This is a genomic window from Chloroflexota bacterium (assembly GCA_026713825.1).
Classification (GTDB): Bacteria; Chloroflexota; Dehalococcoidia; order Lucifugimonadales; family UBA1127; genus UBA1127.
On sequence record JAPONS010000014.1, the window covers coordinates 1 to 14,002 of the forward strand.

The 14,002-nt window shown below is 65.2% G+C and carries 13 protein-coding genes; 9 read left to right on the plus strand and 4 right to left on the minus strand.

Annotated elements, in window-relative coordinates; all coding sequences use genetic code 11:
* On the plus strand, positions 1 to 1,194 hold a 1,194-nt coding region (locus tag OXC99_01830; GenBank protein ID MCY4623736.1), incomplete at its 5' end, for a recombinase family protein.
* Positions 1,195 to 1,206: 12 nt separating this feature from the next.
* On the opposite strand, the gene OXC99_01835 is transcribed toward OXC99_01830, so the two are convergent.
* From OXC99_01835 to OXC99_01845, 3 genes are all read right to left on the minus strand, one after another.
* Positions 1,207 to 2,580, minus strand: a complete 1,374-nt coding sequence (locus OXC99_01835; protein MCY4623737.1) for a HAMP domain-containing sensor histidine kinase — start codon at positions 2,578 to 2,580, stop codon at positions 1,207 to 1,209.
* 29 nt (positions 2,581 to 2,609) lie between these two features.
* A complete protein-coding gene (locus OXC99_01840; protein ID MCY4623738.1) occupies positions 2,610 to 3,275 on the minus strand; it encodes a response regulator transcription factor in 666 nt (221 codons plus the stop codon).
* Between the two features lie 146 nt (positions 3,276 to 3,421).
* Positions 3,422 to 4,990: a hypothetical protein gene (locus tag OXC99_01845; GenBank protein MCY4623739.1), complete on the minus strand. Its 1,569-nt coding sequence runs from the start codon at positions 4,988 to 4,990 to the stop codon at positions 3,422 to 3,424.
* Between the two features lie 1,123 nt (positions 4,991 to 6,113).
* Here OXC99_01845 and OXC99_01850 point away from each other — a divergent pair.
* The 8 genes from OXC99_01850 to OXC99_01885 all read left to right on the plus strand — a co-directional run bounded on the left by OXC99_01850 (position 6,114) and on the right by OXC99_01885 (position 13,485).
* A complete protein-coding gene (locus OXC99_01850; protein ID MCY4623740.1) occupies positions 6,114 to 6,389 on the plus strand; it encodes a hypothetical protein in 276 nt (91 codons plus the stop codon).
* Between the two features lie 35 nt (positions 6,390 to 6,424).
* Entirely contained in the window at positions 6,425 to 6,829 is a 405-nt protein-coding gene (locus OXC99_01855; GenBank protein MCY4623741.1) for a hypothetical protein, read from the plus strand.
* A 33-nt stretch (positions 6,830 to 6,862) separates the two neighbouring features.
* Complete coding sequence (locus OXC99_01860; GenBank protein ID MCY4623742.1) at positions 6,863 to 7,159, plus strand: hypothetical protein; 297 nt, start codon at positions 6,863 to 6,865, stop codon at positions 7,157 to 7,159.
* A 304-nt stretch (positions 7,160 to 7,463) separates the two neighbouring features.
* A complete protein-coding gene (locus OXC99_01865) occupies positions 7,464 to 8,174 on the plus strand; it encodes an SDR family NAD(P)-dependent oxidoreductase (protein ID MCY4623743.1) in 711 nt (236 codons plus the stop codon).
* A gap of 29 nt (positions 8,175 to 8,203) precedes the next feature.
* On the plus strand, positions 8,204 to 8,896 hold the full coding sequence (locus OXC99_01870; GenBank protein ID MCY4623744.1) for a class I SAM-dependent methyltransferase: 693 nt from the start codon (positions 8,204 to 8,206) through the stop codon (positions 8,894 to 8,896).
* Positions 8,897 to 8,946: 50 nt separating this feature from the next.
* Positions 8,947 to 10,044: a phosphotransferase gene (locus OXC99_01875; protein ID MCY4623745.1), complete on the plus strand. Its 1,098-nt coding sequence runs from the start codon at positions 8,947 to 8,949 to the stop codon at positions 10,042 to 10,044.
* A gap of 81 nt (positions 10,045 to 10,125) precedes the next feature.
* A complete protein-coding gene (locus tag OXC99_01880) occupies positions 10,126 to 11,277 on the plus strand; it encodes an acyl-CoA dehydrogenase family protein (GenBank protein MCY4623746.1) in 1,152 nt (383 codons plus the stop codon).
* Between the two features lie 279 nt (positions 11,278 to 11,556).
* Positions 11,557 to 13,485 (plus strand): endonuclease/exonuclease/phosphatase family protein, encoded by a 1,929-nt coding sequence (locus OXC99_01885; protein ID MCY4623747.1) that lies wholly within the window; start codon positions 11,557 to 11,559, stop codon positions 13,483 to 13,485.
* Positions 13,486 to 13,494: 9 nt separating this feature from the next.
* Here the strand turns inward: OXC99_01885 and OXC99_01890 are convergent, their stop codons facing one another.
* Entirely contained in the window at positions 13,495 to 13,917 is a 423-nt protein-coding gene (locus tag OXC99_01890) for a DUF3574 domain-containing protein (GenBank protein MCY4623748.1), read from the minus strand.
* Positions 13,918 to 14,002: the final 85 nt, after the last annotated feature.

Here is a 14,002-nt window from a genome sequence, read left to right on the forward strand (position 1 = left end):
AGGGAGGCCGCGTCACGAGGCTTCTTCCTCGGCTCGAAGGCCCCCTTCGGCTACCGGAAGGTCAAGGTCAGCGACGGGGCGAAGGAGCGTCCCACCCTGGAGGTTGACCCGGCCACCGCTCCGGTGGTGGAGGAGATATTCGAGAAGTCCCTTCGGGGCAGCGGCCTCAAGGAGCTGTGCAAGGAGCTGAATGACCGGGGCGTCACCAACCGGGGCAAGCGCTGGAACAAGGGCGGACTCCACTACGTGCTGCGGAACGAAGCCTACACCGGCGCCGCCGTATGGGGCAGGACGAACAAGGGAGAGAAGGCCCAGGACCCGGTGCGGGTTGAAGGAGCTTGGCCCGCGTTGGTGTCGAGGGACCTGTTCGAGGACGTGCAGCAGGCGATGAGCGACCGAGCCCCGAAGGTGCAGAGGCCCGCCAGGGTGGGCAGCCCGTACCTTCTGAGCGGGCTGCTCAAGTGCGGAGTCTGCGGCAAGCCCTACTCGGCCCAGGGAGCCAAGAGCGGGCAGTTCGCCTACTACATCTGCGGCACCCTGTTCCGGGAAGGAGCGGGGACGTGCAGCGCCCGCTACCTGAACGCCCCGAAGCTGGAGACGTTCGTGGTGGAGAAGATCAGGGAGCGGATACTGAACGAGGAGACCATCGTCGCGCTGGTGCAGCTGGTGGCCGAGGAGATCGACGCGATGGCCGGGGAGCTTGCCGGTAGGCTGGAGGTCGTCGAGGCGGAGCTTGATGACGTGCGGAAGCGCCTTGGAAAGCTCTACGAGGCCATCGAGACCAGCGAGCTGACCCTTGAGGTCCTCTCACCCCGAATCATGTCTCTGCGGCACCGTGAGGAGCAGTTGGAGGCTGCCAGGGACGAGGCCGAGACCCGGCTTGAGCAGCGCAGGGTTGTCCTGCCCGACACCGAGGAGATAGTGGAGTACGCGGCGGACTTCCGAAACTTCTTGCAGAAAGGGACGATCCCCGAGCGCAAGGCGCTCATCCGTAACTTCGTTGAGGGCATCGAGGTCAATGGAGACGAGGCCGTCCTGACGTACACCGTCCCCATGCCGAGCGACGGCGTGATGTCGGAATCGGCCTCGGTTCTTGATTTCGTCAAGCCCAGCCCACCAATTCCGACCATGACATGCTCTATTCATAACTGTTCGGCCGCTATTGTCGCTGGTCATCAGGGCGTTCATGGCTGAGGAAGACGGTGTTCACTTCAAGGGAAGGCGAAGAGTTACGGTGACGCCCTGTCCAGGCCCGTCGCTTGCTACGGCAATTTGACCGCCGTGGGCTTCCACTATGGCCCGGGTGATGGCCAGCCCAAGGCCCGTGCCGCCTATCCCGCGAGTGCGGGACTGGTCGGTGCGGTAGAAGCGGTCGAAGACATGGGGAAGGTCTGAAGCGTCGATGCCGATCCCGTCATCGGTGACTGAGATAGCCAGAAGCTCTTCGCCTTCCAGCCACGCCCTGAGCGCGACACTTCCCCCGGCTTCGGTGCAGTTAATGGCGTTGCTCACGACGTTTCCCAAGGCCTGGCCCATGCGCATCCGGTCAAGTTCCATGTCCGGGAGGTTGCCGGGCGCCTCCATCGACAGCTCAACCTGTCGAGCCTGAACCTGCGGCTGCCAGCGGTCCACCTCAGTCGTGAGCAACTCGTGAACCGAGCATGCTTGGAGGGTGAGCCTCAACTCGCCGCTGTCGGTCTCCGCAAGCCAGTCCAGATCGGTCACGAGGCCGCGCAGCCTGTCGACCTCCTGGATGATGTGGTCGGAGGCGCTCTCGGCGGTCTGGAGTCCATCCCGTTGCGCTCGCGCCTCCAGCTGTATCACGGTCAATGGCGTGTTCAGCTCATGGGAGACGTCGTTTATCAACCGTCTGCGGAGCTCGCGCTGGGTCTCCAGGGCGGAGGTCATCCGGTTGAAGGCCGCGCTCATACGGCCCAGTTCGTCCGAGGACGCCACCGGCAGCCGGGCCGTATCCCCCTGGGCAATAGCCTGGGTCGCCTCCGTCAGGGCTGCCACCGGCGCCGCGATGCGCTTGGACAACCAGGCGGCCAGCAGTACGGCAACCCCAACGGTCAGCATCCCACCGATGATGATCACGTACAGGAGCGTGCTCAGAAACCCATACGACTCGGCCGACAGGAGCTCACTGTTCACGTCCACGTAGACGTGGCCCACAGGCCGGTTCGCGTTCAAATCGAACACCGTCTCGCGATGCCCGTCCAGGCCGGCTGCGGCGGTCCCGGGCGATAGTTCCGACAGGTTGTCCCTCACCACCCGTCCATCGACGCCGACGATGACGACCCGTATCCGGTCCTCGTGCAGGAGTTCGACGTGACCCTCCTCCCCTCCCTCCGACCGCTCCCCCTGTGCAGCCTCGCCGTAGAGGTATCCGGCCTGGGAAAGCGGTCTGTCCACTGTCTCCCAGCTATCTGCGGCGGTGTACTCCCGGCTCAAACTCCGGGCCAACCGGCTCGCCTCGTCGCCCCCTATCTCGTCCACGAACACGCCCAGGCGAGACTGGGTGGCGTAGTAGCCCACGCCGACGCTGATCAACACGGTGAGGACGATGACAAGGACCATCGGGCCCAGGATTCGCCAGCGCAACGACATCACTCGCCCTCCGCCATGAACCTGTAGCCGCCGCCGTAGACGGTCTGAATGGGCTGTTTGCCCTCCCGGCCGATCTGCCTTCGCAGGCGGGCGACCTGGTTGTCGATGGCGCGGTCGAACCCGTCGAAGTCCTTGTCGAAGGTCAGCGAGATCAGCTGGTCACGGGAGAGCACCTGGTTGGGGTGACGCATGAACGTCGACAGTAGAGCGATCTGGGCCCGGCTCAAGTCCACGGGTTCTTCATCGACAGTCACCATCCCCGTGGTCTCGTTCAGGGTGATGCCGCCGCTGGTCAGAACCTGCTGGACCCGGTCCTTGACGCGGCGAAGGACAGCCTGGGCCCGGGCAATGAGCTCCCCCGGATCAAAGGGCTTGACGACGTAATCGTCCGCCCCGCTCTCCAGCCCGATGACCCGCTCGGCGTGGGCCTCCCTGGCCGTCAGCATGATGATGGGGACGTCGGACTCCCGGCGCAGGGTCCTGCACAGTTCCACGCCGTCGAGACGGGGGAGCATCAGGTCGAGGATTATCAGGTCCGGGTCCAGGTCACGGGCCAGGGCCAGACCGGCCTGGCCGTCGTGAGCCACATCGGCGAAGAATCCGGCGCGCTCGAAGTATACCTTCACCCAGTTGGCTATCCTTGTGTCGTCTTCGACTATCAACACCGTACCGCTCATCGCAAGCCCTCTCAACAGCCCGCCTGGGAGGCGGCGCCCTCATGGGACGCCGCCTCCGTACACCGGGGCTCATGGTGGGATTATCTCACCTGGAGCCGGGTTTCGGCATTTCCCTCCGCCGGCTCCGGTTGGCTCTAGCTGCCGCCCCGGCCCTCGCGGCCGCTGCCGTGCTCGCCGCCCGACTCCCCGCCGGAGCCGTGCTCGCCACCGCCTTCACGACCGCTGCCGCCGTGTTCGCCGGCTCCCTCACCGCCGGAGCCGCTTCCCTCGCCTCCGCCAACCTCGGCGTGGGCCACCCATCCGGTGAACGACGCCTGGGTCGAGGGGAGGTTGACCGCCAGCACCTGTCCGGGAGCCATGTCCACAGGGACCGTCGGACCGAGTTCCGTGCCGTTGGACAGGTGCACCTCGATCCGGACCCGGGTCAGGGGGCTGCTGGTCGTGTTCTCTACGGTGCCCCTGAAGGAGTTGTTGAGAGCGTCGTAGCCCAGGAGCAGGCGGGCGCCGCCGCGGACCGCGTCGAAGGTCTCACTTGGCGCCAGCATGTTGACGCTGCCCTCTTCGCCGGCGGAGGCGGAACCTTCGCTACCGCCCTCGCTGCCGCCTTCACCGCCGGGGCCGTGCCCCTCGCCGCCGGCTCCCTCGCCGCCGCCTTCGGCGCCGCCGCCCGCGCTTTCGCCTCCCGTGTGAGGCACGGGGCCTGTGCCGGCGCAGTCGAAGACCTCCAGGTGAATCACGTATCCGTCGAAGGAAACTCCCGCCAGGCTCGGCTCACTGGAGACCGACACGCTGGATATGGCTTGCTGTCCGGGGTTCAGGTGCCCCAGCACGTCGGGGCCAAGCTCTCCCACCGTCGTCGTTCCCGACTTCAGGTGCGGTTCGGACTGCACGTAGCAGAGCACCTGCGAAGTAGTGTTCTGCACCGTTGACTGGACGGACTGCGTTGCCGCATCGTACCGGGCGGAGACAGCCAGCCCGCCAAGGACGCCGTTCCACGTCTGTCCGAGGGGGGTGATGGGACTGGACATGGCGGCCTCACCGGCCTCAGCCCCCGTACCACCACCTTCGCCGCCGGACTCGCTGCCTGACTCGCCGCCGCTGCCTTCGCCGCCCTCGCCGCTGCCGACCTCAGCGTGTGGGGTCCATCCCGTGAACGGCGCCGCCGTCGCGGCCAGGTCGACGGCTCTCACCTCACCCGGAGCCATGTCTATGGGGGTCGTCGGCCCCAGCTCCACCCCGTTGGAGAGGTGCACTTCAATCCTGACCTGGGTCAGGACGCTGTTGGTGGTGTTCTCCACCGTGCCCTTGAAGGAGTTGCTGGCAGCGTCGTAGCCCAGGATCAACCGGGCGCCGCCGCGCACCGTGTCGAAGGTCTCGTCCGGAGCCAGCATGTTGGCGCTGGCCTCTTCACTGCCCCCCGAACCTTCGGAACCCTCGCCGCCAGAGCCCTCGCCGCCGGAGCCCTCGCCGCCGGAGCCGTGCTCGCCGCCGCCTTCGCCGCCGCTGCCGTGCTCGCCGCCGGACTCACCGCCCCCTCCCTCGGAGACGCTCTGACCGACTGTCACGCGGTCACCGTCGCGGCCGCCTTCGGACCCGGCGTTGTCCGTGCACCCTGCGAAAAGCGCCGCCGAGAGCAAGGCTACCAGGAGCGCCACCACGAGGAACGTCTTGGTCACCAGCTTCTTGATCTTCCTGCGTACCATCGTCTCACCTCCTTGTGATTGTTCCTGACGATGCTCACGATAGGGGTGAAATGTCGCAGAAATATGTCAGATGGGCGCAGGCCCCAATCGTCTGGATGAAGGCGGAGAAACAGAGGAAGGGACAATGACTTACCAGGTCTACGGGAATGGTCCCACCAACAGGACGCGCACTGTTGGCTATATGCAACCACTGCAACCAGGCCGCCTGAACACCAGGGGGCGCCGGGTCTCAGGACGCCGGCTACCGGATGCCAAAGAGCGAGGGGCATGGGGAAAAGGGATGAGTGGAGCTCGTGGCCCCTTCGTGGCCATGACTATGCAGTCCTTTAGCAAACGTGGCGCGTTGATTGCGAACCAGTCGACGGAGCTCCAGGAACGGTTGGCTACGTTGGAGAGTCTTGCAGGAGTCGCAACCGCTTGGGTCCAGTGACATTCGGCCACGGACTTACTGTTGGTGGACCTCTAGGTTCAAGGGATTGCTCTGACCTATTTGAAGAGAATCGAGCCAATGAGTCGTCCGGGCCCGGCAGTTCCAACCACATCTCAAAGCCGGCGTATGCTTCGCCATCCCCGGTGACTCGCCGGGCAACCCCTGCGCGTCACTATGCTGGATACTGCGAAACGGTCACAAATAGTCATAACAAATGAGTCCAATCGTTACGTCCTGGTTATACTCCCTGTGGTATGCTCGCGAGGGAGCGTGCCCGCAAAATGCGAGGCGCCTGCTGGGGCATCGTATAGGCAAAGACGTGCCGACAATAGCGTCGGCTCTGCGCCGGATGGTGTAACGCCCCCAGTTCGAAGATCACACGCCCGGCGCGCCGATACCCCCGCTTGGCTCTCCGGCCACCGAGTGGTCATGCCGGCTGTCTTCCCGGTGGCCCAAGCTGTCTAGCAGGAGACCTTATATGAACAGCTTGCCCGTTGGGTGCGCGCCTGCCCGTAACGGATGGAGCAGCGGCCCCTGCCCCTATGCCGCGCAGAGGGTGGTGTTATCCCCTCGCGGTCCGGTCATGGGCTGGGATGCCGCCGCGTTCCCTGTACGCCGGGGCCGTCCTGGCCGGAGGCAGCGATGAGGAGGCAGACGATGGAATGGCGGGGAATGCTACGGCGGCATAATCCTGTGCATGACAGGTTTGGCTATCCCGGACTGATTGCCATTGGTGTTGCGGCCGTCGCCCTGGGTCTCATGGTACGCAGCGACGTTGCTGCCGACCTCCTGGAGGCCATCCTCGAGCTGATCGGCTGGGTGGGAATCGTGGGCGGCGCTGCCATCGCTATAGCGGGAGCGGTGGGGTACGCCAATGAACGGGGATGGCTGAAGCAGACGATGGAGAATGGCTGGGAATGCTTCGGCGGCACAACCCGCTGCATGGCAGGTTTGGCTATCCCGGACTGATTGCCATTGGTGTTGCAGCGATCGTCCTGGGTTTCATGGTACGCAGCGACGTTGCTGCCGACCTCCTGGAGGCCATCCTCGAGCTGATCGGCTGGGTGGGAATCGTGGGCGGCGCTGCCATCGCTATAGCGGGGGCGGTGGCATACGCCAATGAACGGGGATGGCTGAACTTGCCGGAGGAGTCCGGCGGAGGCGTGAGCACCCCTGCCGAGGCCGGCATGAGCCCGGCTGGTGAGTCCGGCGTCGCTGGCGCCGTCGACGAGGCCCTCGCGCCGCCGCCCCGTCAGGCCGGCAGCCTCCCTAACCGGGGAACGGTCAGGCGCTTCTTGACGGTAGGCCTGTTCCTGTTCGTATTGGCTACATTTTCCATGACGTGGGTAGATCTGGACTTCGGCAGGGATGATCTCCGCCATTCCGGCTTGGAGGCGCTGACCGATTAAGACCTGCGCGATCTTGAGGAATATAGCGGTGTTGTGTTCGCTATCGCCCTCACGGCCGTATCCGCGCTTGTTGGGGCGGCGCTTTCCCTCTTCATCAGGCTGAGGATCCTGGGGGTGGGGATTCGTCTGTTTCTGGCGATGTGGGGTCTTTTCGTTCTGGCTGGTGTATTTTTCGAGGTATACGAGTTTGTCGTCGAGGTGACCGGCACCACAGACTTCGAGAGGTATGGCGTAGAGCTTGGCTTTGGAGCAGGCTACTGGCTGTCATGGTTGGCATTCCTAGCCGTCGTAGTCGTTCAGTTCATTCCGATACCGTTCACCCGAAAATAGAGGCCCCACGGGGCCGGGCGCTCAATCTCGACGCCCTTGGGCGGCGCGGCAGTTCGCGCAACTTCACCAGGCGCTCATGGGCAGCGGCGCTCTGGATGATGAAGCAGTCGGCTGTCTCGCACGTCGCTTTTGTGTGGGCCCTCTCAGTATCAAGACTGTAGGCCCGCCGTGGCCGCTGCTTGTGATAGGATGCGGCCATTGGGCATGGGAACCGCTGAACGTGAATGCCGTCTCAACCGAACGTGACCAGCTACGGCATTCCCCCATTATCGAGCACCCTCTCGCGGGCACGGGAAAGAGGCGCATGGCGCTATTACAAGACAGGGTTGCGTTGATCACGGGCGCCGGGCGCGGGATTGGCCGGGCCATCGCTCTGGCATTCGCCGGGGAGGGGGCGCGCGTCGCCGTCACCGGCCGCAGTGAGGGGCGGCTGACGCCGGTCGTCGAGGAGATTAACGCCGCCGGGGGCGAGGCGCGGGCGTTTACCCTCGACGTGACCAGCGAGGACGACGCAGTCCGCGTGGCGGAGCAGGTGGTTGAGGCTTGGGGCCGCATCGACATCCTCGTCAACAACGCGGGGGTTATCCACTACGACGTCCCCGTGTGGGCCACCACCGTCGAACAGTGGGACGACGTGATGAACACCAACCTGCGCGGCATGTTCCTCGTGTGCCGCGCCGTCGTGCCGGACATGATGCGGCAGGAGCGGGGCGTCATCATCAACATCGGGTCGTCGTCGGGCAAGGTGCCGGAGGGCGACTACGGGGCGTATGTCGCGTCGAAGTACGGCGTCGTAGGGTACACGGCGTCGCTGGCGCATTCCCTTCGCCCATACGGCATCCAGGTGAACGGCCTCAACCCCGACTGGGTGGACACGGACATGGCGCGGGCGTCCATGCCGGAGGGCGACCCGGACTGGATCACCCAGGAGCAAATGGCGCAGGCGGCGCTGTACTTGGCGGCGCATGCTCCCAAACTCATGACCGGCCAGTTCATCGACATGTTCGGTGTCTGAGCCCGGGGCGATTGAAAGGCGGCAGATCCATGGGTCAACGCATCGACTATTCCGAGTCCTTCTACAGGCGCCACGCGCAACGGTACGCCGAGGTGAGCCACAACTACATTCAGTCTGTCTACAGCAACGTCTCCCATCCGGCCCTCAAGGGAGACGCCGACGTGATGGAGCGCATGCAGGAGCTCGTTCCGGTTGGCTCTCGCGGGCTTGATGCGGGGTGCGGCGCCGGCGCCCGCGATGCCTTTCTCTACTGGCAGGGCGGGTACGACATCTACGGGGTAGACGCCATTGAGGAAAACATCGAGGAGGCAAGGAGGCTGCACCCGGAGATTGCTCACCGAGTGTCCGTCGCCGACCTCCGCGAACCGATCGACCACCCGGACGCCTCCTTTGACTTCATCATCTGCAATGCGGTCATCCAGCACGTCGAGCCAGACATCGTCATGGACCGGACGCTGCCAGAGTTCGCGAGAGTGCTGAGGACGGAAGGCGTTTTGCAGCTCATCTTCAAGGTCGGAAGGGGAATAGCTACCCTCTACGACAGGGATTATGGCGCGGACAGGTCCTTCCATCTCTACGGTGCGGACGAAGTGCTGGAGCGGCTGAGCGACTTGGGTCTGCACGTGATTCCGGCCGAGGGCGGCAAGCTCGGCGGCGTCATGTACTTTGCGGACACCAAGCCCGCCGAACACTGCTTGCTGTACGCCCGCAAGAGTGTATAGCGGGAACGGCGCACGTCCCGGAAACCCGATTTGGAGTTCACAGCACAGCCATGACCCGAGTGACCATACCGAGAGACCTGCAGGAGGCAACGCCCTCCTGGCTGACCGACGCTCTTCGAGACGCCGGCGCCGCACGCGGCCCTGCCGTGACCGGGTATTCGGCTGAAGCGATCGCCGAGGGCAAGGGGTTCATGAGCCAGCTTTATCGTCTGCGGCTCGACTACGACGCTGACCCCGGCGACCTGCCGCGCACGGTCATCCTCAAGCTGCCTTCAGGCGACCCGCTCATGCGGACGCTCTTCAACCGTCTGGGGCAAAACCAGCGCGAGGTGCTGTTCTACCAGCAGGCAATCTCAAAGGGCTACCTGGCAACCCCTCGCAGCTACTACTGCGGGACGAACCCAGCAACCGGCAACACGGCCCTCCTCCTCGAAGACCTGAGCGACGCGCGGCAGGGCGACAGCGTGGCCGGGTGCACACTCGCCGAGGCGCAGCTGGCCATCGCCCAACTCGCGAGGTTCCATGCCGCCTGGTGGGGCAGCCCCCGGCTGGACTCGCTGGACTGGCTGCCGCTCAAGAGCGCCGAGGCCACCGTCTACGAGGAGATTTACCGCGACTCGTGGCGGTCCTTCATCGGAAAGGCAAGCAACGGCATGCCCCGGAACCTTCAAGAGCTTGGCGACCGGTTGGGAGATGACATTTCGGCCATCAAGACAAGGCTCTCGAGGTCGCCCCAGACAGTGCTCCACGGCGACTACAGGCTGGATAACTGCTTCTTTCCGACGGCTGATGGTTCGCCGCCGTTCGTGGTCTTCGACTGGGAGTTCTGCGTGCGCGGCAGGGGCGCGTACGACGTTGCGACATTCATCAGCGAGGCGTTCCCCACGCAGCAACGGCGGGAGGAGGAGATGAGCCTGCTCCGCATGTACTATGACACGCTGCTGGAGAACGGCGTCGGCGGCTACAGCTTCGAGGAGTGCCTGGAGGACTACCGGCTCGCAATGTTGGAGATCGCCGTCTTCTGGATCGTCACCGGCGGCTACTGCGAGTACGAGGGCGAGCGCGCAACCACGTACCTCCACAACTCCCTCGCGCGCTTTGACGCGGCGATAGCGGACCTCGGGTGTGCGGAGTTGCTGGCGAGGTAGGGGCAGCCCCAACTCCCGCGTTCTGCGGTAGAATGCGCCGTGTCACACGACCAACGGCCTCTTGGCCTTTCAAGGACAGCAATGCCGGACTCTCTGCCTACAGGCGTTCAGCGCGATGCCCTTCGCGTGGGTGACCCCACGTTTGAGGATATAGTCGAGCGCATTGCCGAGGCGTCGGACGAGATCGAGCGGCAGCGGCGCATCCCCGTGGACATCGCCGGCGACATGATTGACGAGGGCCTGTTCCGGTTGCTGGTGCCCGGTTCCCTCGGCGGCGGCGAGGCCGACTACCTCGACTACCTGCGGATGGTGCGAGCGATCGCGGCCGCTGACGGCAGCACGGGCTGGTGCTTCAACCAGAACAACATCCTCGGCACCATGGCGTCGCTGATGCCGCGGGCGCTGGCAGAGGAGGTCTGGAGCGACCCGCGCGCCGTCCTGTGCAACGGCCCACCGCAGTTCGCGCAGTTCGCGGAGGTCGAGGGCGGGTACTCGCTGACGGGGCGGTGGAACTTCAGCAGCGGGTCGCCGCAGGCCAACTGGGCCGTGGCCATCAGCCGCGTGGCAGACGCCGACACCATGACGTTCATCATCCCCAAGGAGCAGGTCACCTTCTTCGACTCGTGGCAGGTGAACGGGCTGCGCGGCACCGGCAGCTTCAGCTTTGAGACAAAGGACCTCTTCGTGCCGGCGCATCGCTCGTACGTCGAGTCGCGCGGGCCGAATGAGTCCGGCCCGCTCTACCTGATCCCGCGGGGGCTGTTCTTCGGCTCGGGGTTCGGGAACGTGGCGCTGGGCGTCGCCCGCTCGGCGCTCGACCTGGCGAGGGAGGCCGCGCTGCGCAAGACGCCCCAGGAGCAGACGCTGCTGCGCGACCAGCCTGCCATCCAGAGCGACATAGGGCGTGCCGAGGCACTCTGGGGCGCCGCCGCCGCGTTCCTGAACGAGAAGGCCGAGCGGCTGTGGCGCAGCGCTGTGGAGGATGGCTTCATCTCGATGGAGGAACGCGTCGACCTGCGGCTCGCCAGCACCCACGCCATCCGGCAGGCGTCCGAGGTGGTCGACATCGCGTACGGCGTGTTCGGCGCGACGGCCATCTTCGAGACCAGCCCCATCCAGCGCAAGTTCCAGGACGCCCACGCTATTACGCAGCAGATCCAGGGCCGGTTGGAGCACTACCAGACGGTCGGCCAGTTCTACCTTGGCCTGGAGCCTCGGGCGCGGCTCATCTAGCGGCGACCATGGGTCTAGTTCGCTGGCCGAAACCAACGCAGCAAACGTATTGGGCAATTGGTGTCATCCGGCGTCATCTCCTCCGCCGCCATAGATGAAACATCACAACTATTATCTGTGTCATTTTCTTATTTAGTTACCTGTAATCGTACCTAAAGTAGTGTAACAGTCTTTGGCAAAAGGTTTAGGATATAGGGGTGCGAATGACAACGACAGGGAGAGGTCCTCAGTTTTGGTTCGATTCGCAGAGCGCATGAGCGCAGGGACGCCAAGGAGGCAATGCCAATGAGGGCAGCCTTCCGCCTCCACGGCCTCATAGACATTGTATTTGTGGCCCTCACTTTCGCGGTGGGGGTGCAGCTTGTCCGTCTCTTCATCACGGGCATCGTCTTCTACCTCCGAGAGGTCCGGGAGGTCAGCACCGTCAGCCTCGGCGGGATAGCGTTCCTTGTCTTCGGGACGGTGTTCCTGACGCCGGTCGCGGTCCGGCTTTTTGGTCCGCGGCGGACTATGTTGGGCGCGATCGCCGTCATGGCGCTGGCGCGGCTGGCGGAGCAGAGCGTCACCGAGCCACGGGTGGACCTGATTCTCTCCACGGTGGGCGTCATTGCCTTCTTGCCGGTCATTCCTCTGGCGAAGGGGCTTGTGGACACCGCGTCGACGGCGGGGGGCGGCCACTGGCGTTATGGCCTGCTGCTGGGACTCGCGCTCGACACAGCCGTCAAGGGCGGGCTCGGCACGGTGGACGCGTCGTGGCAGGCCGGCGCGTGGGTGGGCCTCATCGGGCTGGGCTTGCCCCTCGCGCTGCTCGCCTGCGTCCAGCGCGAGGCCCTCAGGGGAGGCGCCGCGGCCGCGCCGACGGTCCCGAGCGTGCGGGAGGCACTGCCGCTGCTGGCGATAGGCCCCTTCCTGCTCCTTGAGCTTCTCCTGTTCCAGAACGTCGCGCAGCAGACGGCGTTCACCAACTGGCATCAGCCGGCCGTGCTTGCGTGGATAGCAGGGGCCAACGTGGCGGGGCTATTGGGAGCTGCGTGGCTCATGGGACAGCGCATCCCGTGGCCGGCCATCGCCGCCGCGGGAGTGGTGCTGGTCGCGGCCGTGTACTGGGAGAGAAGCGGCTGGCAGGCAGCCGTCGCGATGCTGTTCGGGCACCTGGCGGCGGTGTCCCTCGTGGCGAAGTCCATTGGCGGCGTGCCGATGCCGCGTGACTCGTGGGGCCTCAGCGCCGTGTGGACGGCCTCGGTGGGCGTCATGGTCTTCCTCTCGCTCGCCTTCGTCTACTACGCGGGGTACGACATCGATTTGGGCGTCACCCAACCTACAGTGCTGTTTGCCGCAGCCGTGTTGGTGGCCCTGCCGGCGATTGTGCCGCAGCGGCAACAGGGGCCCGCACCGAAGCGAGACGTGTGGACCGCCCTGGCTCCAGCAGCGCTGCTGGTGGCGCCGCTGGCCCTCACGTTCACGTGGGCCATTCACAACCCGGAACCTCCTCGAAGCCTACCGCTGCGCTTCATGTCCTACAACATCCACCAAGGGTTCGGCACGGACGGCAACCTGAACATGGAGGCGCTTGCCCGCGTCATCGAGGCGGAGGAGCCGGACGTCGTCGCGCTGCAGGAGGTGTCGCGCGGGTGGGTGATCAACGGCTCCGTCGACACGCTGGAGTGGCTGTCGCAGCGGCTGGACATGCCCTACGTCTGGGGTCCGGCGGCCGACTCCGTCTGGGGCAACGCCGTCCTCAGCCGCCTCCCGGTGACGCAGGTCGAGCACCATGAGATGCCCAACAACGACGACCTTGTCCTGGCCCGCGGCTTCCTCTGGATGGAACTGGACACGGGACAGGGCACACGGCTGCGGGTCATTGCGACGCACTTCCACCACGTTGAAGATGAGAGCCACCTGCGGCTGCCCCAAGCCTTTGCCATCCTGAAGCGATGGAACAACGAGGCGCGGACCATTCTGCTCGGCGATTTCAACGGCAGGCCGGAGTCGCCTGAGGTGCAGGCGATCCTGCAGGCGGGGTTCAAGGACGCGATGGTTGAAGCCGGAGCGCCGGGTCCCGGCTACACGTTTGCTTCCGACGATCTGGTTGGGCGCATCGACTACATCTTCGTGACGCAGGACCTCTCTGCGCAAGACTACTCTGTCAGGGTCACGCAGGCGTCGGACCATCTGCCCGTCGCCGTCACGGTGGTGGACGCCAACTAGCCCGCCCGCCTAGTAGAAGGACGTGCAGACACCGGCGGATGTCTGAATGACGGCCCCCTGATTGAAGAGCTGCTTGTAGCTGGTGGCCACCTCCGCGAGATGCGCCTGGGCGCCGCCGCCCTGCGGGGAAAGGATGACGAGCACCTTGGACCGCTCGCGCTCGATGTCGCCGGACTCGATCTGCCACTGACCCTCGCCGTCGAGCACCGTCAGCCCGTTGGGGAAGCGCGGCGTGACGATGTCCTGAAGGAAGACCGCCCAGTCCTGGTCGCTCACGACCTCCACGCCGCCGCTGTTGCGCCCCATGAAGAGCCGGTACTCCACGTTCAGCTCGCTGCCCGCGGGGCACTCGTAAACGTCCTCGGCGGCGCACGCCGCCGCGGCGAGCATCGCTGTCAGCGCGACGGCAAGGAGCGCGGCGATCCGGGGCATGGCGGGGCCTCCTGTCAGTGACGTATTTGGGGACCAGCCCGCACACTATACACCAGCCGCAGGGGGACGCCTCGCGCCCCGCTTT